19 protein-coding genes and 1 pseudogene are annotated in these 19,858 nt (G+C 67.6%); 3 read left to right on the forward strand and 17 right to left on the reverse strand.

Annotation, left to right across the window (positions count from 1 at the left end; all coding sequences use genetic code 11):
* Positions 1-67: 67 nt before the first annotated feature.
* From HGI30_RS19575 to HGI30_RS19605, 6 genes are all read right to left on the reverse strand, one after another.
* Entirely contained in the window at positions 68-1,045 is a 978-nt protein-coding gene (locus HGI30_RS19575; RefSeq protein ID WP_168909059.1) for an ROK family protein, read from the reverse strand.
* The gene (locus HGI30_RS19580; RefSeq protein WP_168909060.1) at positions 1,042-1,953 is read right to left on the reverse strand and encodes an N-acetylmannosamine-6-phosphate 2-epimerase; all 912 of its coding nucleotides are present in this window, start codon (positions 1,951-1,953) and stop codon (positions 1,042-1,044) included. Before HGI30_RS19580 ends, HGI30_RS19575 begins: the two co-directional genes overlap by 4 nt.
* Positions 1,950-3,119: a dihydrodipicolinate synthase family protein gene (locus tag HGI30_RS19585; RefSeq protein ID WP_235680204.1), complete on the reverse strand. Its 1,170-nt coding sequence runs from the start codon at positions 3,117-3,119 to the stop codon at positions 1,950-1,952. Before HGI30_RS19585 ends, HGI30_RS19580 begins: the two co-directional genes overlap by 4 nt.
* A 22-nt stretch (positions 3,120-3,141) precedes the next feature.
* Positions 3,142-4,044 (reverse strand): carbohydrate ABC transporter permease, encoded by a 903-nt coding sequence (locus HGI30_RS19595; protein ID WP_235680205.1) that lies wholly within the window; start codon positions 4,042-4,044, stop codon positions 3,142-3,144.
* Between the two features lie 12 nt (positions 4,045-4,056).
* Complete coding sequence (locus HGI30_RS19600; RefSeq protein WP_168909061.1) at positions 4,057-4,947, reverse strand: carbohydrate ABC transporter permease; 891 nt, start codon at positions 4,945-4,947, stop codon at positions 4,057-4,059.
* A 78-nt stretch (positions 4,948-5,025) separates the two neighbouring features.
* Positions 5,026-6,432, reverse strand: a complete 1,407-nt coding sequence (locus HGI30_RS19605; RefSeq protein ID WP_168909062.1) for an ABC transporter substrate-binding protein — start codon at positions 6,430-6,432, stop codon at positions 5,026-5,028.
* A gap of 232 nt (positions 6,433-6,664) precedes the next feature.
* On the opposite strand from HGI30_RS19605, the gene HGI30_RS19610 reads away from it, so the two are divergent.
* The 3 genes and pseudogenes from HGI30_RS19610 to HGI30_RS23695 all read left to right on the forward strand — a co-directional run bounded on the left by HGI30_RS19610 (position 6,665) and on the right by HGI30_RS23695 (position 9,434).
* A complete protein-coding gene (locus HGI30_RS19610; RefSeq protein WP_168909063.1) occupies positions 6,665-7,591 on the forward strand; it encodes a response regulator transcription factor in 927 nt (308 codons plus the stop codon).
* A gap of 890 nt (positions 7,592-8,481) precedes the next feature.
* Positions 8,482-8,994: pseudogene (locus HGI30_RS23690) on the forward strand (sensor histidine kinase); the annotation flags it as partial.
* A 173-nt stretch (positions 8,995-9,167) separates the two neighbouring features.
* Positions 9,168-9,434 (forward strand): sensor histidine kinase, encoded by a 267-nt coding sequence (locus HGI30_RS23695; protein ID WP_407945046.1) that lies wholly within the window; start codon positions 9,168-9,170, stop codon positions 9,432-9,434.
* A gap of 68 nt (positions 9,435-9,502) precedes the next feature.
* Here the strand turns inward: HGI30_RS23695 and HGI30_RS19620 are convergent, their stop codons facing one another.
* The 11 genes from HGI30_RS19620 to HGI30_RS19670 all read right to left on the reverse strand — a co-directional run bounded on the left by HGI30_RS19620 (position 9,503) and on the right by HGI30_RS19670 (position 19,810).
* The gene (locus HGI30_RS19620) at positions 9,503-10,297 is read right to left on the reverse strand and encodes a Nif3-like dinuclear metal center hexameric protein (protein ID WP_168909065.1); all 795 of its coding nucleotides are present in this window, start codon (positions 10,295-10,297) and stop codon (positions 9,503-9,505) included.
* Positions 10,294-11,202: a TolB family protein gene (locus tag HGI30_RS19625; RefSeq protein ID WP_168909066.1), complete on the reverse strand. Its 909-nt coding sequence runs from the start codon at positions 11,200-11,202 to the stop codon at positions 10,294-10,296. Before HGI30_RS19625 ends, HGI30_RS19620 begins: the two co-directional genes overlap by 4 nt.
* Positions 11,203-11,260: 58 nt before the next feature.
* Positions 11,261-11,959: an SDR family oxidoreductase gene (locus HGI30_RS19630; protein WP_168909067.1), complete on the reverse strand. Its 699-nt coding sequence runs from the start codon at positions 11,957-11,959 to the stop codon at positions 11,261-11,263.
* Between the two features lie 27 nt (positions 11,960-11,986).
* A complete protein-coding gene (locus HGI30_RS19635; RefSeq protein WP_168909068.1) occupies positions 11,987-12,436 on the reverse strand; it encodes a VOC family protein in 450 nt (149 codons plus the stop codon).
* A gap of 217 nt (positions 12,437-12,653) precedes the next feature.
* Positions 12,654-13,643 carry a metallophosphoesterase family protein gene (locus HGI30_RS19640; protein WP_168909069.1) on the reverse strand — a complete coding sequence of 330 codons (990 nt, stop codon included), beginning with the start codon at positions 13,641-13,643 and terminating at the stop codon, positions 12,654-12,656.
* A 173-nt stretch (positions 13,644-13,816) separates the two neighbouring features.
* Positions 13,817-14,461, reverse strand: coding sequence for a hypothetical protein (locus HGI30_RS19645; protein ID WP_168909070.1), 645 nt, complete (start codon positions 14,459-14,461; stop codon positions 13,817-13,819).
* An 83-nt stretch (positions 14,462-14,544) separates the two neighbouring features.
* Positions 14,545-14,724 carry a hypothetical protein gene (locus HGI30_RS19650; RefSeq protein ID WP_168905843.1) on the reverse strand — a complete coding sequence of 60 codons (180 nt, stop codon included), beginning with the start codon at positions 14,722-14,724 and terminating at the stop codon, positions 14,545-14,547.
* Between the two features lie 470 nt (positions 14,725-15,194).
* A complete protein-coding gene (locus HGI30_RS19655; RefSeq protein ID WP_235680462.1) occupies positions 15,195-15,944 on the reverse strand; it encodes an ABC transporter permease in 750 nt (249 codons plus the stop codon).
* Between the two features lie 522 nt (positions 15,945-16,466).
* On the reverse strand, positions 16,467-17,297 hold the full coding sequence (locus HGI30_RS19660) for an ABC transporter ATP-binding protein (RefSeq protein ID WP_168909071.1): 831 nt from the start codon (positions 17,295-17,297) through the stop codon (positions 16,467-16,469).
* Between the two features lie 15 nt (positions 17,298-17,312).
* Positions 17,313-18,356 (reverse strand): ABC transporter substrate-binding protein, encoded by a 1,044-nt coding sequence (locus tag HGI30_RS19665; protein WP_168909072.1) that lies wholly within the window; start codon positions 18,354-18,356, stop codon positions 17,313-17,315.
* Positions 18,353-19,810, reverse strand: a complete 1,458-nt coding sequence (locus tag HGI30_RS19670) for an aryl-sulfate sulfotransferase (RefSeq protein WP_168909073.1) — start codon at positions 19,808-19,810, stop codon at positions 18,353-18,355. Before HGI30_RS19670 ends, HGI30_RS19665 begins: the two co-directional genes overlap by 4 nt.
* Between the last annotated feature and the right edge of the window lie 48 nt (positions 19,811-19,858).

Genomic DNA, 19,858 nt, shown 5'->3' on the forward strand with positions numbered 1-19,858 from the left:
ATGGATCAAGGCGCTCCGGACTCCTTCTCCTCGCTGATTCTTTTAAGTGCATGTCCGGCTCCCTCACCTAGCTGAATTCGCGAGAGCCTACGCCGATGGCCCCGTCCTCCCACAGCTGCAGCGCCGCCCCGATCAGGCCGCTGTCGCGGCCGCGCACAGCGGGCAGCAGCTCGACTCCCGCCGCCAGCGACGGCATCGCATGCTCGCGGAACCGCGCCTGCAGCGCGGCGAAAAACGGCTCGCCCGCATCGGCGACGCCGCCGCCGATCAGGATGCGCTGCGGATTCAGCGCATGCGCGAGCGAAGCAGCGGCCGCGCCGAGCGCATCGAGCGCGTCCTCGACAGCCGATGCGGCATGCACGTCGTCGCCGGCGAGCCAGCCGGAGACGGCGGCGCGCGCATCCGCGCCGTCCGCCGGCAGCCCGGCCGCCTCGAGCCGCCGCTTCAGCCCGGCGGCGATGCCCGTGCCGGAGGCATACAGCTCCAGGCAGCCGCGGCTGCCGCAGATGCAGCGCGGTCCGTGCCGGTCCACGCTCAGATGGCCGAGCTCGCCCGCGCCGCCCCAAGCCCCGCGCATCAGGCGGCCGCCGGACACGACGGCTCCGCCGACGCCGGTGCCAAGCGCGACGCAGATGAAGTCGCGGCAGCCTCTTCCCGCGCCGAGCCGAAGCTCCGCCACGGCCAGAGCGTTCACGTCGTTGTCGACGAGCGCGGGCAGCCCGAAGCGATCCTCCAGAAGCTGGCGCAGAGGCGTTCCCGTATATCCGGGCAGCAGAGCGGAGGAATGGCGGATCGAGCCGCTTCTCCACTCGACCTGCCCCGCCGTGCCCACCCCGATGCCGCGAACCGGAGGCAGCGCTCCCTCGGCCCCCAGCGACTCGATCGCCTCCACGATGCGGGCGCATGGGTCCGCTTCGCCGGCCCTCGTCGGCAGCTCCATCCTCCGAAGCACCTCGCCCGCCTCGGAGATCAAGCCTGCGAGAATCTTCGTTCCGCCGACGTCCACGCCGACGGCGAGCGAGGAGCGGCCGTCATGGACGATCATGACGCGCCCCGCTCCTGCGGCTGAACCGCTCCGGCTGCTGGCGCAGCGTCCGCCTCCGGCTTGCCGTTCTCGTCCATCGCCTCCGGCAAGCCCGTTCCTGCGCCGGCTGCCTGCGCAGCGTCTGCCTCCGGCTTGCCGTTCTCGTCGGCCGCCTTCACGAAGCTCACGCTTCCTGCGAAGGTATCCGCATCGCTTGAATCGACGCCTGCGGCCCGGCCCTGCGCGCTCGCGCCGGACGCCAGCGCGGCAGCGAAGCGCGCCGCGATCCGCTGCGGCCGCGTGATCGCGCTGCCGACGACGACGGCATGCGCGCCGCAGGCGAGCGCGGCGGCGGCCTCCTCCGGCGTCCAGATCCGCCCTTCGGCGATGATCGGCACCGTCACTTCCGCAGCCAGCTCCTCGACGAGCCGCAGGTCCGGCCCCGGCAGCTGCCGGCTGTAGGGCGTGTAGCCCGCCAGCGTCGTGCCGACCAGGTCGGCGCCCATCCGCGCGGCGGCCAGCCCTTCTTCCAGCGTGGACACGTCCGCCATGACGAGCAGGCCGCGCGACCGGGCCAGGGCGATCAGCGCCTGCGCCTGCTCCAGCCGGCCCTCCCGGTCGGTGACGTCGAGCGCGACGATGTCCGCGCCGGCCTCGGCGATGCGCCCGATCTCCTCGGCCGTCGGCGTGATGAACACGTCCGAGCCCGGCATCGTCCGCTTGATGAGCCCGATGACCGGTACGTCGACCGCCTCGCGGATCGCCCGGATGTCGGACGCTCCGTTGCAGCGGATGCCCGCCGCGCCGGACTGCACGGCCGCCCGCGCCATCTTGACCATGGCGTCGCCGCCATGCAGCGGCTCGCCCTCCAGCGCCTGGCAGGAGACGATGAGCGAGCGGGGCGGAATAAGAAAGCCTGCCCCGCTCATCTCCGCCCCTCCCGCGCGCCGTCGGCAGCGCCCGAGGCGGCGCGCGCGGCCAGCTCGGCGATCCGGGCGTTCAGGCTCGCCGCCCGGGCCAGATCGGCTTCGCTCTCGACCGGCCGCAGCGGCCGCCGCGGCTGGCCGGTCTCGATGCCGCGCAAGCGCAGCATCGCCTTGCACCCGCCGTACAGCGACGGGAAGCGCAGCAGCTCGGCGATGATCGCATTGATCTCCGCCTGCCAGAATCGGGCTTCCGCCAGCCTGCAGGCGGCATAGCACCGCTCCAGCGCCAGGAACAGCTCCGGCATGACGCCGTACGTGCCGCCGATGCCGCCGTCCGCCCCGATGCTGCGGCCCGCCAGGTACTGCTCGTCGGGACCGTTCAGCACGAGGAAGCGCCCGGCGCCTAGGAGCCGCCCGCCCCTCGCCTCGTCGTCGCCGCCCTCGCCCGCAGCCTCGGCCTCCGCCACAGCCTCCTGCTTCGCCCGCTCGCCCGCCGCCTTGAACTGCTGGAGCTCGAACGTGCTCTCGGCGGAAATCTTGACGCCGATCACCTTGTCCTGGCGCGCCATCCGCTCCAGCAGCGGCAGCCCGAGCTGGAAGCCGGTCGTCTGCGGGATGTGGTAGATCAGGAACGGCAGCTCCGTGCTGTCCACGATCGCCTGCCAGTGCGCCTCGACGCTCGCCTCGGACAGCCGGTAATAGATCGCCGGCACGGCGGACACCGCGTCCGCCCCGGCCCGCTCCGCATGGCGGGCGAGCTCGACGCTCTCCCGCGTCGAGGCCGCGCCGACATGGGCGGTGACGGCGAGCTCGCCGCCGACCTCCTCCAGCACCGCCTCCAGCACGAGCTTGCGCTCCTCGGCCGTCTGCAGCATGCCCTCGCCGGAGCTGCCGCCGACGTAGAGGCCGCTCACGCCGGTGCCGGCATAATGCCGCGCCAGCCGGCGCGCCGCCTCGGCGCTGACCTCTCCGTCCGGTCCGTAGGCCGAGTACATCGCGACGGTGACGCCCCGGAACCGCGACAGCCGGTCAGCGGCCGCGGCTCCTTCCATCCCCAGTTCCATCCCCAGTTCCATCCCCAGTTCCATCCCCATCCCCAGCCCCATCCCCGGCCGCGCCTGCGCCTTCCCCTCCATGCCGACCGCTCTCCTTTGCCCAGCTGTGTCCATATCCTTTCTCCTCCTCGGCAGGTCAGCCCTTGACGGCGCCCATCGTGATGCCTTGCGTGAATGCCTTCTGGAACAGCAGGAAGATCGCGATCATCGGCAGCGACGCGAGCGCCGCGCCGGCCATCAGCACCCCGTACGGGGTCGTGTACTCGCCCTGCAGGGTCGCGATGCCGAGCGGAAGCGTCATCATCGGCGTCGAGCGCGTCAGGATGAGCTGGCTGAAGTAGTCGTTCCAGGCGTTGATGAACGTGAAGATGGCGAGCGCGCCGAGCGCCGGCTTGAGCAGCGGCAGCACGATGCGCACAAACAGCCTCGCCTCCGAGCAGCCGTCGATCTTGGCCGCCTCGATCAGCTCGGACGGAAGCGTCTGGGCGAACTGCTTCATCAGGAAGACGCCGAACGGCCAGCCGACGGCCGGCAGGATGAGGCCGCGGTACGTGTCGATCCAGCCGAAGTCGGCCAGCATCGTGAACAGCGGCACGAGGATGACCTGCTTGGGCAGCGCCATCGCGGCGACGAACAGGATGAAGATCGCCTGCCGGCCGGGGAAGCTCCGCTTGGCGAGCGCGTAGCCCGCCATCGAGGCGGTCAGGCAGACGAGCGCCATCTCCGAGCCCGCGACGAAGAAGCTGTTGAAGCCCCAGCGCCACACCGGGTTCGCGAACAGCGCCCGGAAATTGTCCAGCGTCGGGTCGAGCGGGAACCACTCCGGCGGGATGGCGACGGCGACGTTCTGCACCTTGAAGGCGCCGGTCACGATCCAGTAGAACGGAAAGACGAACAGCAGCGCCAGGACGAGCAGCAGCGCCTGCGACAGGATGCCTCCGATGCCGAGGCGGGCGTTGCGGACCGCTCCCTCGGGCCTCGCGCGCCGGGTCAGCCCCGGACGGCGGACGGACGGCATGGTTTCGGTGTTTTTGCTCATGCGATGATCCTCCTAATACTCCACGTCGCTGCCGAGGAAGCGGAACTGGATGAACGAGATGATGCCGATGACGACGGCCAGCAGCACGCCCATCGCCGAGGCGATGCCGAAGCTGCCGAGCATGAACGCCTGCTCGTAGACGCCGTACATGACGGTGGAGGTGGCGTACATCGGCCCGCCCGACGTCAGCAGCTGCACGATGGCGAACACCTGGAACGTGTTGATGGTCGTGATGACGATGATGTACAGGTTGGTCGGCATGAGCATCGGCCAGATGATCTTGCGGAAGATCTGCCCCTCCGTCGCGCGGTCGATGCGCGCCGCCTCGAGGTAGGATGTCGGGATGTTGCCGAGCGAGGCGATGTAAAGGATGATCGGCTGGCCGACCGACGTCGTGATGAGCACGACGACGAGCGCGAGCAGCGCGGTGCGCGTATCGCCGAGCCAGACGACCGGCTCCGCGCCGAACAGGCTCGTCACATAGTTGAGGATGCCGTAGACCGGATGGTAGATCGACGCCCACACGACCGTGATGCTGACGACGGAGGAGACGGCCGGCAGGTAGAAGATGCCCCGGAACAGCGAGCGCACCCACTCCTGCTTGCGGTACACCGCCATGGAGACGAACAGGCTGAAGCCGATGACGACCGGCACGGCGATGAGCACGATCAGGATCGTGTTGAGCATCGACTTGCGGAAGCCGGAGTCCTGCAGCAGGAACCGGTAGTTGTCGAGGCCGGCGAAGTCGAAGCGGCTGAGCGAATAATGGAAGAAGCTGATGTAGATGCCCTTGAGCATCGGGTAGGCGACGAACAGGAGGAAAAACCCGAGCGCCGGCAGCACGAACAGATAGCTGGTCAGCCAATCGCGCCAGATCCTTCTTGAGTTGAGGACAGCCTGCATGGCCGCACTTCCTTTCCCGGCAAAAAGAAAGAGCAGCGCACCGCGGCGCGCTGCTCCTGGCTTCCTGCCCGTTGAAATTTACTTGGAGCCCGACTTGGCGGCAGCGATGGCCGCATCGGCCTTGGAGGCGAACTCGTCCAGCGCCTGCTTGCCGCTGGAGGAGCCGAGCAGCGCGGACTGCAGCGCCGGGAACCAGAACGTGCGCACTTCGGCATAGCCGTCGGCGATCGTCGGCGGGTCGGTGATGAAGGCGCGCGCCGTCTCCGCGTACTTGTACTCCGCGTCGTCGTACAGTCCCGTGACGGAGTTGCGCACGGACAGGCCGCCGGTCTGGATCAGGTTCTTCTTGCCCCACTCCGCGTCATTCGCGATGAAGTCGATGAGCTTCTTGGCCGCGGCGATCTTGTCCGGGTTGTCGTTGTTGAAGATCGCCATGCCGCCCAGGTACGGCTCGAGCTTCGGCTTGGAGCCGTCCGCCGTCGGATACGGCAGCAGCACGTCCTCGAACTCGGCCTTCTTGAGCGTGGCGTTCTGGGCGCGCAGCACGGCGGAGTAGTTGATCGTGAAGGCGAGCTTGCCCTGCAGGAACAGGTCGTTCACGTCCGCCGCCGCCAGCGAGGCGGCGCCCTGCACGATCGTCTTGTCCTTGGCTGCCTGCGCGATCCAGTCCAGCGCCTGGCCGGCCGGGTCGGTGTTGATCGCGACCGCGCTGTTGTCTTCGTTCAGGAAGCGCGAGCCGCCCAGGTTGGCGAGGAAGGCGCGCGTGCCCTGGTCGCCCGCCTGGCTCTTGGCGTAGAAGCCGAGCGGCGTGACGTCCGGCGCCTTGTCCTTGACCGCTTGAAGCGCTTTCTTGAATTCGTCCACCGTCCAGGTGCGGTCGGGCCGGTCCAGGGGCAGCAGGTCGAGCTCGCCGATCTTCTCGAAGACGGTCTTGTTGACGCCCATCAGGAACGGAGCCGTGTTGACCGGGTACAGGTAGGTCTTGCCGTCGACCGTCGACTGCTTCCAGAACGCCTCGTTGATGTCGGACCTGACGTCCGGCTGGATCATGTCGTCGAGCGGCGCGAGCAGGTCCTTCTTGGCCCAGTCGATGATACGGCCCGGCGCGTCGTAGATCAGGTCGGGCGCGGAGTTCGTGGCGATCGCCACGTTCAGCTTCTGCGGACCGCCGTCGAAGGTAATCATCTCCAGGTTGACCTTGATCTCGGGGTATTTCCGATTGAACGCCTCGAGAATGCCCTTCTCGTACTTGCCGACCTCGCCGTCGAGCGGCTGGTACGTCGGAAAGTTCCACCACGTGATCTCGACCGGCTTGGCCGCAGCCGCCTCTCCGCCGCTGCTGTTCGTCGCGGCGCTCGGCGCCGGCGACGCCGACGGAGCGCCGGCATTGCCGCCATTGCCGTTCCCGCCGGAGCAGGCTCCCAGCATGCTGATCGCCGCCACCGCCGCCAGCAGAGCGCCGGCACGCTTCGCTTTTCGTTGCATCGTCTCATCCCCCTGATTGTGCCGCTGACCGGCTCTTGTCTTGCTGCTACCCAGCTTAGCCCGGGCGGCCGGTGCGAGGGAATCCCTCGGATTTGACCTTTGGGGTCCATTTTTGACCTGTTCGGTCCGCCGTCCTTCGTTTGGCTTTTCTTTCCTCCTTTCTCCATCCCGCATGCCGTATAATAGGCTCATCCAAGCCGACAACGCATCTTGACCGATGGAGGATGAGCCGATGTACAAGCTGCTGATCGTAGAGGACGAGCCGGTCATCCGCGAGGGACTGAAGCATTACCTGGACTGGCCGGAGCTGGGCGTGACCGACATCCGGGAGGCCGCGAACGGCCGCGAGGGCCTGGAGCTGGCGCTCGCCGCCAGGCCCGATCTGATCGTGACGGACATCCGCATGCCGGAGATGGACGGGCTGGAGATGCTGGAGCGGCTGCGTCCGGAGCTGCCGAACACGGCTTTTGTCGTGCTGACGGGGTACGGGGACTTCGCGTATACGCAGCGGGCGATCCGCCTCGGCTGCATCGAGGACTACCTGCTAAAGCCGCTGCTCTACGAGGAAAGCCTCGCCGCCGTCACGCGCTGTCTGGAGGGCGTGGAGCGCCGGCGGCAGGAGCAGGGCGCGCACGAGCGGGCACTGCTGGAAGCAGGACGGCAAGGCGCCGACTCGTGGGAACCGGCATTGGAGGAGGCGGCGGCGCAGAGTCTGCGCGAACCGGCCTCGGCGGAGGAACAAGCCCTGCAGGGGCAGGCCGCGCTGGGGCAAGGCGTGCGAGAGCCGGCCGCGCTGGGGAACGGGCCGGCCGTCTTGCCGGCGGAAGGCCCGACGCTGTTCGAGCAGATCGAGGCGTTCATCCTGGAGCGACTCGCCCAGGAGGTCACGCTGCAGATGGTGGCGGAGCGGTTCTATTACCACCCTTCCTACCTCAGCCGCCTGTTCAAGGCCAAGCTCGACCAGAACTACCTCGCCTTCGTCACCGGCATCCGCATCCGCCACGCCCAGAAGCTGCTGCGGGAGTCGCGCCATCTCGTCGCCGACGTCGGCCAGCTGTGCGGCTACAAGAGCTACAAGCACTTCGCCAAGACGTTCCGCGAAGGCTGCGGCCTCAGTCCGACGGAATACCGCAAGCGCACGGGGGCGTGGAGCGGTTGAGCGCCCTGACGGGCGCGATCGGGCGCGTCCTGCGCCTCCATCAGGTGAACCGGCAGATTCTGGCGCTGGCGCTGCTGCTCGTCACGCTGCCGCTCGTCGCGATGGCCGGCACGGTATATTACGCCGCGCTGCAGGCCGCCAAGCATGAATACCAGAACAGCTCGGGCCTGCTCCTCAACAACCTGCGCTTCAACATCGACCAGTACTTGCAGAGCATCGAGAAGGGCACCTACTCCGCCCAGCTCGACGCCCAGCTGCAGGGCGCGCTGGAGCAATCGGCCGCGCATCCGGAGGAGGACCGCAGCCTGCTCTACCGGCCGGTCATCGAGCAGTTCATCAGTACGATCGAGATGACGATCAAGAACGTCGACAGCGTGCAAATCTACGCCGGGCAGCGCATCTTCTACTCGGCCGACTTCAACCGCTCGAGCTACAGCGACACGGACGTCTCCGGGGAGGAGTGGCATCGGCGCACGCTCGCGGCCAAAGGAGCGCCCGTCATCTTCGGCACCCACCGTCCTTTCCTGCGGACGGATACGACGGCGGAGGTCATCTCGATCGCCCGCGTCATCAACAAGACCGGCACCAAGACGCCGCTCGGCCTCATCCTCGTCGACATCCGGCTCGACTCGCTGCGCGAGATTCTGAGCCTGTCGGAGAACAGCGACCGCCGCTTCCTCATCGTGGACGGCGAAGGCGGCTTCGTCTACGCCTCGGACGGAGCCGCAGGCAGGCAAGGTTCCGGGATGGAGGCGGTCGATCTCGACCGGGTGCTCGGGCAAGCCAGCGGCGACTTCTACGCGCCGGTATCCGGCCGCGACTCGTACCTCAACTTCGTCACCTCTCCCTACTCCGGCTGGAAGGTCATCCAGTCCATCGAGGAGTACCGGATGACCCAGGACGCCAAGCAGCTGCGCCTGCTGCTGCTCGGCTTCGCCTTCGCCACGGCGGGAGCCGCGCTGCTGTTCCACTACCTGCTGTCCGAGCGGGTCACCAAGCCGATCATCGTGCTCAGCCGCCACGTGCGGGCCGTCGGCGTCGGCAAGTTGCCGACGGACCTGCGCAGCGACCGCAAGGACGAGCTCGGCGTTCTGTACAACGGCATCCGGCGCATGGCCGAGGACCTGCAGGCGCAGGTCGAGCATTCCTCGACGATGCTGGCCCGGCAGAAGATGGCGCAGTACGGCGCGCTCAAGAGCCAGATCAACCCGCACTTCCTGGCCAACGCGCTGGAGTCGATCCAGATGCAGGCGATCGTCGCCCGCCAGCGCGGCATCGCCGAGACGATCGGCATGCTCGGCCGCCTGTTCCGCCTGCATATCCAGACGGGCAAGGAAATCGTGCCGCTGCGCGAGGAGCTGCAGCACATCCGCCTGTACGTGCAGATCCAGCAGATGCGCTTCGGCGGCCGCATCGCCTACACGGAGCGGCTCGCTCCCGGCGCGGAGGACGCGGCCGTGCTTCATTTCTCGCTGCAGCCGCTCATCGAGAACGCCTTCATCCACGGCCTCGAGCCGCTCAGCCGGGCCGGCTGGAGGTCGAGGCGTCCTTCGGAGACGGAGCGCTGCGTGTCGTCATCCGCGACGACGGAGCCGGCATGGAGCCGGAGGAGCTGGCCCGGCAGAGGGAGCGGCTCGAGCGGCCGGCGGTCACGCTCGGCATGGAGCATATCGGGCTGCCCAACGTCCAGGACCGGATCCGGTACTATTTCGGCGACAGCTACGGCCTGGAGATCGAGAGCGCTCCGGGCGCGGGCACGGCCGTGACCGTCGTCGTGCCCGGCTCGATGGCGCTCGCCGCTCCCTCCGCCAATCCAAAAGAGGCTGCCCCGGCCGGTCGATGAACTCGACCTCGGGACAGCCTCCTGTTCATGCGGAAGCCCCTGCCAAGGGGGCTTCGGGCTTCGCCTGCTTACAGGTACAGGTAAGGATCGCCGCTCGCCGCATACGCGACGGGCGCGCCGCCGAGCAGCGGGGCGATCCATTCGGCCAAGTAGTCCATGCCGACGGACTCGCTGTGGAAATGCCCGACGACGAGCAGCGCCCGCCGCCGTCCGAGCAGCGCCGCGTCGCGGACGTACTCGGCGGTCATCCACTCCACCGTCTCGCCGCACAGCACGGCGTCGACGTCGTCCCGCATAGCCGCCTGCATCTGCCGCTCGCCTCCGGGAGCGCCGACCTGCATCGCGATGCGCGAGACGATCCACTCGGAATCGCCGACGACGCGCACATGCGAGACGCCGAGCCGCTCCTTGAGCTGCCGGACGACCTCGCGCAGCGGCTGCTCCGGCAGCTGCACGACCGCGCCGTGCCCGCCATCCGCCGGAGCCGGCCAGCCGAGCCGGCGCAGCATCCCTTCCTGGATGCCGTCCGGCCGTCGGCGATGCCAATCGTCGTGGAAGCGCCAGATGGCGAGGCCGTGCCCGTCGACGAGCGCCCGCTTGGCGAGATACACCGGATCGTCCTCCAGTCCTTTCGTCTCGTCGAGATGGCTGTACCAGGTCGGCTCGTGGGTGACGATCAGGTTCGCCCCGCAGGCCGCCGCCTCGCGGATGACGTCCGCCGTCGCCGTGAAGCAGACGAGGACGCCGCGCAGCGGCTGCGACGGATCGCCGGCCTTGAGCGTGTCGACGGTGTCTTCTTGCGGCTCGACGCCCGACGCGGTCTGGATGCGCCGGATCGCCTCTCCGATCGTAAGTCCGCTCATGCCTCTCCTCCTGTTCGGATGCCTCCCAAAGGACGGTAGCGGACGAAGGCGAGCTCGCGGCTGTCGGGCGACCACGAATGCACGTTGATCGTCCCTTGTCCGCCGAACAGCTCCGCCAGCAGCCGGGACTCGCCGCCCTCGGCCGGCAGCAGCCGCAGCTCGACCTGCCGGTTCGGCGGATGGTCCGCCGGCTCGACGTCTCCCCGGCGGTAGGCGAGATAGGCGACGAGCCGCCCGTCCGGCGAGGGATGCGGGAACCAGCTGTTGCGGTCGTCGTCGAACGTCATCTGGCGCTGGCCGCTGCCGTCCGGCTCCATGCGCCACAGCTGCATGAGTCCGGTGCGCGTGCTGTTGAACCAGAGTCGGCCGTCCGGCGCGTACTCCGGCCCGTCGTCGAGTCCCGGCGTATCGGTGAGCCGCCGCTCCTCGCCGCCCTCCGTGCCGATGACGTACACATCGTAGGTGCCGCCGCGCTCGGCGCAGTACGCGAGCGTCCGACCGTCGGGCGACCAGCCGTGCAGATAGCTCGGCCCGAGCGGCGTGACGAGCCGCGGCTCCCCGCCCTCGGCCGGAAGGATGTACACGCGCGAATGGCCGTCGCCCTCCGTATGATGGCTGACCGCAAGGCTCCGTCCGTCCGGCGACAGCACATGGTCGTTGTTGCAGCGGACCGCGACGCCGCTCGGAATTTCCTCGGCCGCGCCGCTTTCCAGCTCGTAGGCATACAGCCTCCCGCCGCAGTTAACGATCAGCCGCTTGCCGTCCGGCGTCCAGTTGGGCGCCTCGATGAGCGCCTCGAACTCGCCGAGCGCGCGCCGCTCCCCCGTCGAGACGTCGATCGTCTCCAGCACGCTCGCGACGCCGCGCTCCCGCGCCTGGCGCCGTCCTTCCTCGTTGCCGATCATGCTCGTCCTCTCCTTCCGTGCTCCCCTGGAAAGCTCTCCTGCTCCGCTTGCCTGCGCGTCAGATCGCCATCGGCCTGCCCTTGTAGTCGACGAAGCGGAACCCCTCCGGCACCACGATCCGCCGCTCGATCAAGTCGGCGATGCCGCGGGCGCTCTCGCGCGGATCGAGCTTGGCCTGCTCGCCGCCCATGTCGGTGCGCATCCAGCCCGGATGCACGCTCAGCGCGATCGCCCCGCGCTCCGCCAGCACGCGCGCCAGCTGCTCGGTGAGCAGGTTCATGGCGGCTTTGGACAGCGTGTAGGGATAATCGCCGGGATAAGCGTTCGTCAGGCTGCCCGCCTCGGAGGAGATGTTGACGAGCGCCGCGTCGAGCTCGGTCAGCAGCGGCAGCAGATGCTTGGCGACGCGCATCGGACCGTACAGGTTGATGTCCATCGTCGACTCCATGAAGGCCAGGTCGAGCCGCTCGATCGGCGTCTCGCGCGCCTCCAGCACCGCCGCGTTGTTGACGATCGCGCCGAGCGGCCGTCCCTGTCCGCTCAGCCGCGCGGCCAGCTCGGCGATGCCGGGCTCGTCCGACACGTCGAGCCGGACCGCCTCCAGCCGCTCGCCATGCTTGGACGCCAGCGCTCGGAACGCCTCCCCCGCCTCGTCCGGCCGCCTCAGCCCGGCCAGCACATGATGGCCGCGCTCCAGGCACTCGGCCGCCAGCTCCAGCCCGAGCCCGCGGCCCGCGCCCGTAATCAGGATGTTCATATGGCTTGATCCTCCCTTGGTTCCGATCTAGTCGTTCTCCAGCAGCTCGACGAGCACCTTCAGGTCCGGCGCCGTATCCATGTAGGCATACCGGCCGCCCGTGTATTCGCCCTTCTGCTGCAGCGGATATCCCTTGCCCTCCAGCACGCGGATCTTCTCCGCCATGCCTTCGATCTGGAACGCGATGTGGTGGACGCCCTCCCCGTGCTCGTCGAGGTGGTTGCGCCACGTGCTCGGATGGGCGTCCGGCTCGATCAGCTCCAGCTGCAGGGAGCCCATATTAAAGAACGCCAGGCGGGCGCGAGCCGGACTCGGCGCGCCTGCGAATTCGGTGCGCGCGATTTCCGGCGCGTCGGTGAGGATCGGCGTTGGGACGTCCAATCCGAAAAAGTCCGCGTAGACGCGGCTCGTCTTGTCGATGTCGTGGACGAGAAGGCCGATCTGGGCGATGACGCTGGTGCCGAGCAAGCTGGACATGGTGTTTCCTCCCTTGGCGTGCTAGTAGTTAGGCTCGGTTTGGCGCATCCGGCGCCGTCCGAGCCTTTGTTCTGCGCCAGTATAGCATAGCGGCAGCGCGATGATAACGGTTTCTTCTCTAGACGAAAGAGCTGCCGCCGAAGACGGAACAGGCGGCTCCGCGCTCCACGTCCGCCGCCTTGCCGCTTGCGTCTGGGGCGTCTTCATCTTCGCCGGCTTAGGCCTCCTCGCCTTCAGCCTGCCGCTTCGCGGGCGCTTGCCGGACCTGCTCCCCGCCCTCCAGCCGCAGCCAGGTGTCGAACTCCCGTCGGCCCTCGTTCAGCCGGATGACGCGCGCGCCGCGAGCAAAGCCTTCCTTGCCGTAGGTCGCATATCCGGTCGCCCGGCCGTAGCCGAGCAAGATGCCGTGCAGCTCGCCGACGTAGTCGTTGATATGGTCGTGGCCGACGAAGACGCCGCCCACGTCGCCGCCCTCCAGCAGCGCCGCGAACAGGCCGCCGTTCACTTGGGCGCAGCAGACCGCCTCGTGCCGCTCGCCGCAGCAGCCGTGCGCCTCCCACGCCTGCGCATGCTCCGGCAGCGGGATATGGAAGAACATCATCGCGGGAGGCGCGCCTGTCGGCCAATCCGCTGCCTGCGTATCCCGCGCCTCCTGCATTTCCTGCATGTCCCGTGCCCGGCGTGCCCCCTCGCGGGCATGCGAGGCGTACCACTCGACCTGGTCGCGCGCGAACCAGCTGTAGCCGGGCACGGCCGGATGCCGGGAGTAGTCGCCGCTGTCGAGGAAATAAAGCGTCGCCGCCGCGCGGCCGTCCGTCCCGGCGAGCTCCAGCGCATAGTTGCCGCAGCCGGTCAAGCCCGGCGTATCGCCGACGAGGCTGCCCGGCAGCGCCAGGAGCGTCCGGTGCAGCTCCGCGCGCGTGACGCCCGCTTCGGCGTCGTGGTTGCCGAGCACGGCCGCCCACGGGATGCCGCTCGCGCTCGCGGCCGCTGTCGCCTGCCGGATCGACTCCAGCGGCGCCTCGCAAGCCTCGCTGTAGATGAGATCGCCGGTGAACACGATGAGGTCCGGCCTCTCCGCCTCCAGCACGCGCTCCATGAGCGCGCGCGTCCGCAGGTCTCCCTCTTCTCCATTTTGCCAATGCAAATCGGTGAACTGCACGATCGTGAACGTGCCGTCTTCCCGGAACTTCAGCCCGCTGTCCATCCCGCTCCGCCTCCCGATGTCCTCGTCCGAGGATGCTGATGAATGCCTACGGGCCTCATTGTATCCGGTTGCAGCGGCGTTGTCAGGCATCAAGAGGAGATCAAGGATGCGAAAAAGGAAGCCGAGGCCTGCGCCGGCCCCGGCTTCCTTGATTCTGCTTCGCGCCTAGCGCGCTATTGTCCCATCGCTTCCATCGCGTCCGGATAGACGACCGTCTGGAACACTTCGCCCGACGCCTGGTCCTGCATCTTGACCGTCACCTTGTTCTGGTCCTGCGGCACGCCGTCGAACAGCCGGTAGTACATCGCGGGCAGCGCCACGCCCATCGCCGCGAACGCGTCGAACGAGCCCTCGAACGCCGCCTGGTCGACGATCAGCGTGAATTCCGAGAAGTCCTTGCTGTGCTCGATGTCCTTGACCGACTTGAACGTCTCTCCCGCCTTCAGCTCCTCGATCGACTTCATCAGGCCGCTTTCCATCTCGTCCATCATCTTGCCGTGCACGCTGCGCGGCATCTTGTAGGTGACGGAGCCGTCCTCGTTGCGCTTGACGTCCGTCACGCCGCTTTTCTTCGCTTCCGCGATGACCGCGTCGAGATCCTGGCCTTCAAAAAAAGAAGCCGGCAGCGTAATCTCGTGGTTCAGAAGCCCTTTGTCGACTTCGACGCCTTTGCTCGGGGATGCGGCCGGCGCTGAAGACGCAGCCGGGCTTGGCGCCGGACTTGCCGCTTTGTTCGCGGCATTGCCGCCATTGCCGCCGCATGCCGCTGTCGCGGCTAGCAGCAGAGCCGCAGCTGCGGCTCCGATCGTTCTTTTCATTTCCGTAGACCCTCCAGGCTGATGTGTTCGGCCCTCCGCGATGCGGCGGGCCTCCCTCTCTATCGGCAGATCTGGAGAGAATTTCAATCTTTATACGGATCATGCTCGTCGGCTCGGGGCATGCAGACGCGGATCGGCCGCAGCCGGTGCAGCACCTCGACCGTGCCGGCATGGGCGTCCAGCACCTCCTGCTGGACTGCTGCATCACGACGCGTCGGGTCGCTCCAGACGGACACGCCGTCGATGACTTGATACGCCAGCAATGAGTTGATACACCATGACACCAAGAATTTCGACCATCCGAACGGAAGCGCAGCGCCGCTGCTTGATTTTGAGGCAGGTCCTTCCCCGGTATCAAGCGCTAACGAACCTCACAAGCGCTATTAGCGCCAAATCGGGCAAATGAAACCTCTAACGAACCTCACAAGCGCTATGGGACGATAAATCGACGAAATGACCGACTCCGCGACGGAATAACGCTCGTGGGGTTCGTTAGATTAAATTAAACGTCGATTGCAGCGAAATAGCGTCGCTCAGGTTCGTTAAACGGGCTGCGGGCCTCATACGGCCAAGATGGATGGGCAGCTGAATTCCGTCCATGGGGATCATTCGGCACGCATGAGCGCATCCGCGAACGCGGGCGTTGATTGCCGAAGTCCTTTTCGCCTGCAGTAGCTCTCGCAGCAAAAAAGCGCATGGAAGCTCCGTGCGCTTTTTTTGCTGCAGACTCTCCCTACCGCCGCAAGCTCCCCGTGCTCACGACGCCGTACCGGCCGAGCAGCCTGCGCCCGAGCAGCGCCACGACGCGGTCGGTGACGAAGCCCATGAGGCCGAGGCTGATAAGGCCGACGAAGATCCAGTCGGTGCGGAAAAACAGCCGCGAGTTCCAGATGAGGTAGCCGACGCCTTCGTTGGAGGCGATCATCTCCGCGCCGATGATGGCCATGAACGACGTGCCCATCGCCAGCCGGATGCCGGTGAACATGTACGGCACGGTCGCCGGGACGACGACATGGCGTACGATCTGCCAGTTCGAGGCGCCCATCGTGCGGGCCGAGCGGATCCGATCCTCCTCCACCGACAGCACGCCGGTGAGCGTGTTGAGCAGCACGATGAACAGCGTCGCGTACAGGATGAGCATCACCTTGGACGTCTCGCCGATGCCGAACCAGATGAGGAACAGCGTGATGAACGCGATCGGCGGGATGAAGCGGATGAAGTTCAGGAACGGCTCCGCGAACACGCGGATCGTCTCGACCCGGCCGATGAGCAGGCCGAGCGGAATCGCGATCATGCTGCCGAGGCTCCAGCCGAGCAGCACGCGCGTGAAGCTGATGCCGACATAGCCCGGCAGCGTGCCGTCAGCCAGCAGCTCCCAGCCGCCGAGCGCCGTCTGGCCTGGGCCCGGCAGGATTTCCGGGCCGTAGAGCGAGGCCAGCCCCTGCCACAGAGTCAGCAAGGCCGCCCAGAAAGCCGCCTGCAGGACGGTCCGCTTCGTCCGTCCGGTCCAGATGGAGCGCCTCGCTGCGTCCGTCCGGCTCTCCGGCAGGTCGCTTCCGCTCCGCCTGCCCACAGCAGGCGGCTCCGTCCCGACAGTCTGCGCCTGCATGCCGAGCGGCTCCGTCCCGGCAGCCAGCTCCTGTACGTCGGGCGGCTCCGTGCGGGCAGCCGGCGGCTGCATGCCAGCGAACTCCGTCCCGGCAGCCGGCGCCTGTACGCCAGCGAGCTCCGTCCCGGCAGCCGGCGCCTGTACGCCAGCGAGCTCCGTCCCGGCAGCCGGCGCCTGCATGCCAGCGAGTTCCGTCCCGGCAGCCGGCGCCTGTACGCCAACGAGCTCCGTCCCGGCAGCCAGCTCCTGTACGTCGGGCGGCTCCGTGCGGGCAGCCGGCGGCTGTACGCCGGGCGACTCCGCCTCCGCCGGCCCGCTGCGCCTTTCGGCCTGCAGCGTCCGTCTCGCTTGCGCCGCCCTGCCGCCTGCGGTCTTGTCGATCATCGTCCTCTCCCCCTATTCGTCGAAATGCCCCTGGACGCGGGCGTACAGCTCATGGAAAGCCGGATCGGCGAGGTCCCGGGGGTACGCCAGCGGCACGTCGTAGATATGGCTGATGCGCGAGGACGGTCCCGGCGACATGATGCCGATGCGGCCGCCGAGCAGCAGCGCCTCCTGGATGTCGTGCGTGACGAAGATGACCGTCTTGCCCGTATCCCGCCAGATGCGCACGAGCTCGCGCTGCATCGTGCGGCGCGTCATCGCGTCGAGCGCTCCGAACGGCTCGTCCATGAGCAGGATCGCGGGATCGTTGGCCAGCACGCGCGCCAGCTGCACGCGCTGCTTCATGCCGCCGGACAGCTCGCGCGGGAACTTGTCCTCGTGGCCCGCCAGACCGACGAGCCCGATGTAGCGGTCCGAGACGGCGCGGCGCTCGGCGGCCTTGCGCTTTTTCATCCGCAGCCCGAACTCGACGTTCTCGCGCACCGTCAGCCAGGGGAACAGCGACGAGTCCGCCTGTTGGAATACGACCGCCCGGTCCGGACCCGGCCGCTCCACCTCATGCCCTCCGACAAGCAGCCGGCCGCTCGTCTTGGAGACGAAGCCGGCGATGAGGCCGAGCAGCGTCGACTTGCCGCAGCCGCTCGGACCGAGCAGGATGAAGAACTCCCCGCCCTGCACCGTCAGGTCGACCTCGCGGAGGATGTGCTGCGCCTCTCCCCCCGCCGCATGCGGGAAGCTTTTGCTCAGCTGATGGATGTCGATCTCATGGCTCGGCTCCGCCGTGAGCGGCCGCTGCGCCGCTGCCGGCTCCGATCCGCTTGCTGTCCTCGTCGCTGTTGCCATCGCCCTTCGCCTCCTCTAGTTCTGCCCCAGCTCGATGACGCGGTCGGGAAACGCCTTGCGCACGAGGTCGAGCTTCAGCTTGTCGTCCAGGTTGAAGTCCTTCTCGATGATGCCGTTGTCGACCATGTATTTCTTCTGGCCTTGCAGGCCCGCGTACGCCTTGTCGGTGAAGCCGATGTTCCACGGGTTTTTCGGCAGGTCCTTGAGCGTCGCTTCCTTGGGCTGCTTGACGGTCTTGTACAGGATGTCCGCCGCCTCGTCCGGGTTCGCCTGGGCATACGCCGAAGCCTCGTCGAGCGCGCGGAGGAATCCGGTCAGCGCCTCGGGCTCCCGCTGCAGCAGCTCGCTGGCCGCGATCAGGCCGGTGCCGAGCCGGACCGGCGTCCGGGACATGTCGCTCAGCTCATGCACGCCGTCGATGGCGGAGAACTTCTCGTGGTTGATCGCGCCGAATACCCACACTGCGTCGATCTCGCCCTTGCGCAGCGCGACATACGCCTCGTCGAGGCCGCCCTGGCCGATCAGCTTCACGTCATCCAGCTTGAGACCCTGCTCTCCCAGGTAAACGTCCCACAGGTACGGCAGGAACGTGCCGCGCAGGAAGCTCAGGTTCTTGCCCTTCAGATCGGCGCCGGTCTTCACGTCCGGCCGCACGAACAGCTTCCAGTCGCTGGCGCTGAGATCGGTCGCCGTGCCGGAGGAGGCGAAGATCGCGTAGTCGCCCTTGCTCGCCGCGTTGAGCAGCGGGAAGTCCGCGCCGAAGGCGACGTCCACCTGCTTGATGAACAGCGCGTTCACGCCTTCGGCCGGCGTCGCGAACGTCACGAGCTCGGCATCGACGCCATGCTTGGCGAAGAAGCCCTTCTCCTGCGCCACGCGGAACGTGATGTTGGTGGAGATGTCGGCGATCTTGAGCTTCACCTGCCCGCCGCCGCTGCCCTCCGCCTCCCCGCCGCAGCCTGCCAGCAGCAGCGCCGCCAGCGCCCCGCCGAGCAGGAGCAGCCCTATCCGGGTCCATCGGTTCGATCGGTTCCATTGATTCCATCGGATTGTCGTCATGGCTGCTGCTCCTTCGTCTCTTCCTTGGCGATCGTCTCGTCGCTGCGGGCGACGCACAGCGCGCCTTCCCCGTACTCGGCCGTGCCGTCGACCTCGACGACGGCCGCCGGCCCGCGTCCGGCCGCTCCCGGCAGCCGGAAGTCCGCGACGTCGAGCGGCTCGATCGCCGTCTCTACGGGGCGTTCCGCCTGCGGCGCCCATTCGTAAGGCGCGCGGTAGGCGCGGTAGACCATGTTGGAGTTGCGCTTGTTTTTATAAGGGGAGATGTACTCCCAGACGAGCTCATGCCCGCGCGTCACCTCGAAGATGCGGCCGTCCGCGCCCTCGGTGATGAGCGTATTGCCGTTGGGCAGCCGCTGCGCGCTGCTGATGTACGGGCTGTAGAACCGGTACGAGTCGAGCGGAGCCTGGAAGCCGGCCTCGGTCGGCGTGTACTGCCACTCGATCTCGAGCGTGACCGGGTTGATCTCCAGGATACGCGAGTGGTCGCGGCGGGCGACCTTCACGCCGTCCGGCGCCTCGGCGTTCGGCGCGCCGTAGCCGCCCCAGCCGCCGTTGTCGAAGATCAGGATGTTGCCTTCGCCGGGCAGCCCCTGCGGGATGAGATGGGCATGGTGCTGGCCGATGATCCAGCCGATATGCGCCAGCTCGCCGGAGAAGTCGGGACCGAGCTTCCACACGATGCCGCCGGTCTGCTTGTCGATGATGGCCGTGATGTTCGTCTCCCGCGCGTCCCAGATGATGTTGTCCGGGTGGAACCGCTCGTCCCCCGCGTCATAGTGCTTGTTCGGGCCGAGCACCGACGCCGAGTTGATGTGCATCCAGTCGCCGGCGAACGTGCCGAAGCCGCGCGTGTTCGGGTCGCGGCAGAGGGCTTCGCGGGCCGCTTCGTCGAAGCCGAGCGCCTCGAAGTGGTCGCTGACCGCCCACTCCCAGACGATGTTTCCCTCCCAGTCGACCTCGATGATCGTGTCGTCGAGCAGCTCCTTGTCGGAGATTTCCGGACGGGTCACGTTCTTGTGCGCCAGGATGATCGTCGTGCCGGAGTCCGTCTTGGGCTCCAGCCCCGGCGCGTAGTAGCCGACCGGATTGCCCTCGCGCTGGTAGTCGTGATGCTGGCGGGCCATCCACTGCGGCGCGTTGTCCGGGTCCTCGATGAACTCGTAGCGGTCGAACTTCCAGACGACGTTGCCGTCCCAGTCGACCTGCACGAGGTTCTTCTCGTCCTGGAAGCCGTAGCGCGGATCGCGCTCCGCCGTGCTGCCGAGTACATAGCCGCCGGGGAACAGCTTGTTCGGGAATCCCCGCAGCCCTTTCCACAGCCGCACCTCGCGGCCGTTCATGTCGATCAGCAGCGCGCCGGTGTCGGCCGCCTGGAAGATCGTGTAGCCGCTCCAGGCCTTCTCGGGCAGGTAGACCGTCGTGCCGGTCGGATAGATCGTCGGATGTCCCATGTTCATTCTCCTTGTCGTGTGGGGGTGGGGGCGATGCCTTTGCCTTTG

The sequence above is a fragment of the Paenibacillus albicereus genome (genome assembly GCF_012676905.1).
In the GTDB taxonomy this organism is placed as follows: Bacteria; Bacillota; Bacilli; order Paenibacillales; family Paenibacillaceae; genus Paenibacillus_O; species Paenibacillus_O albicereus.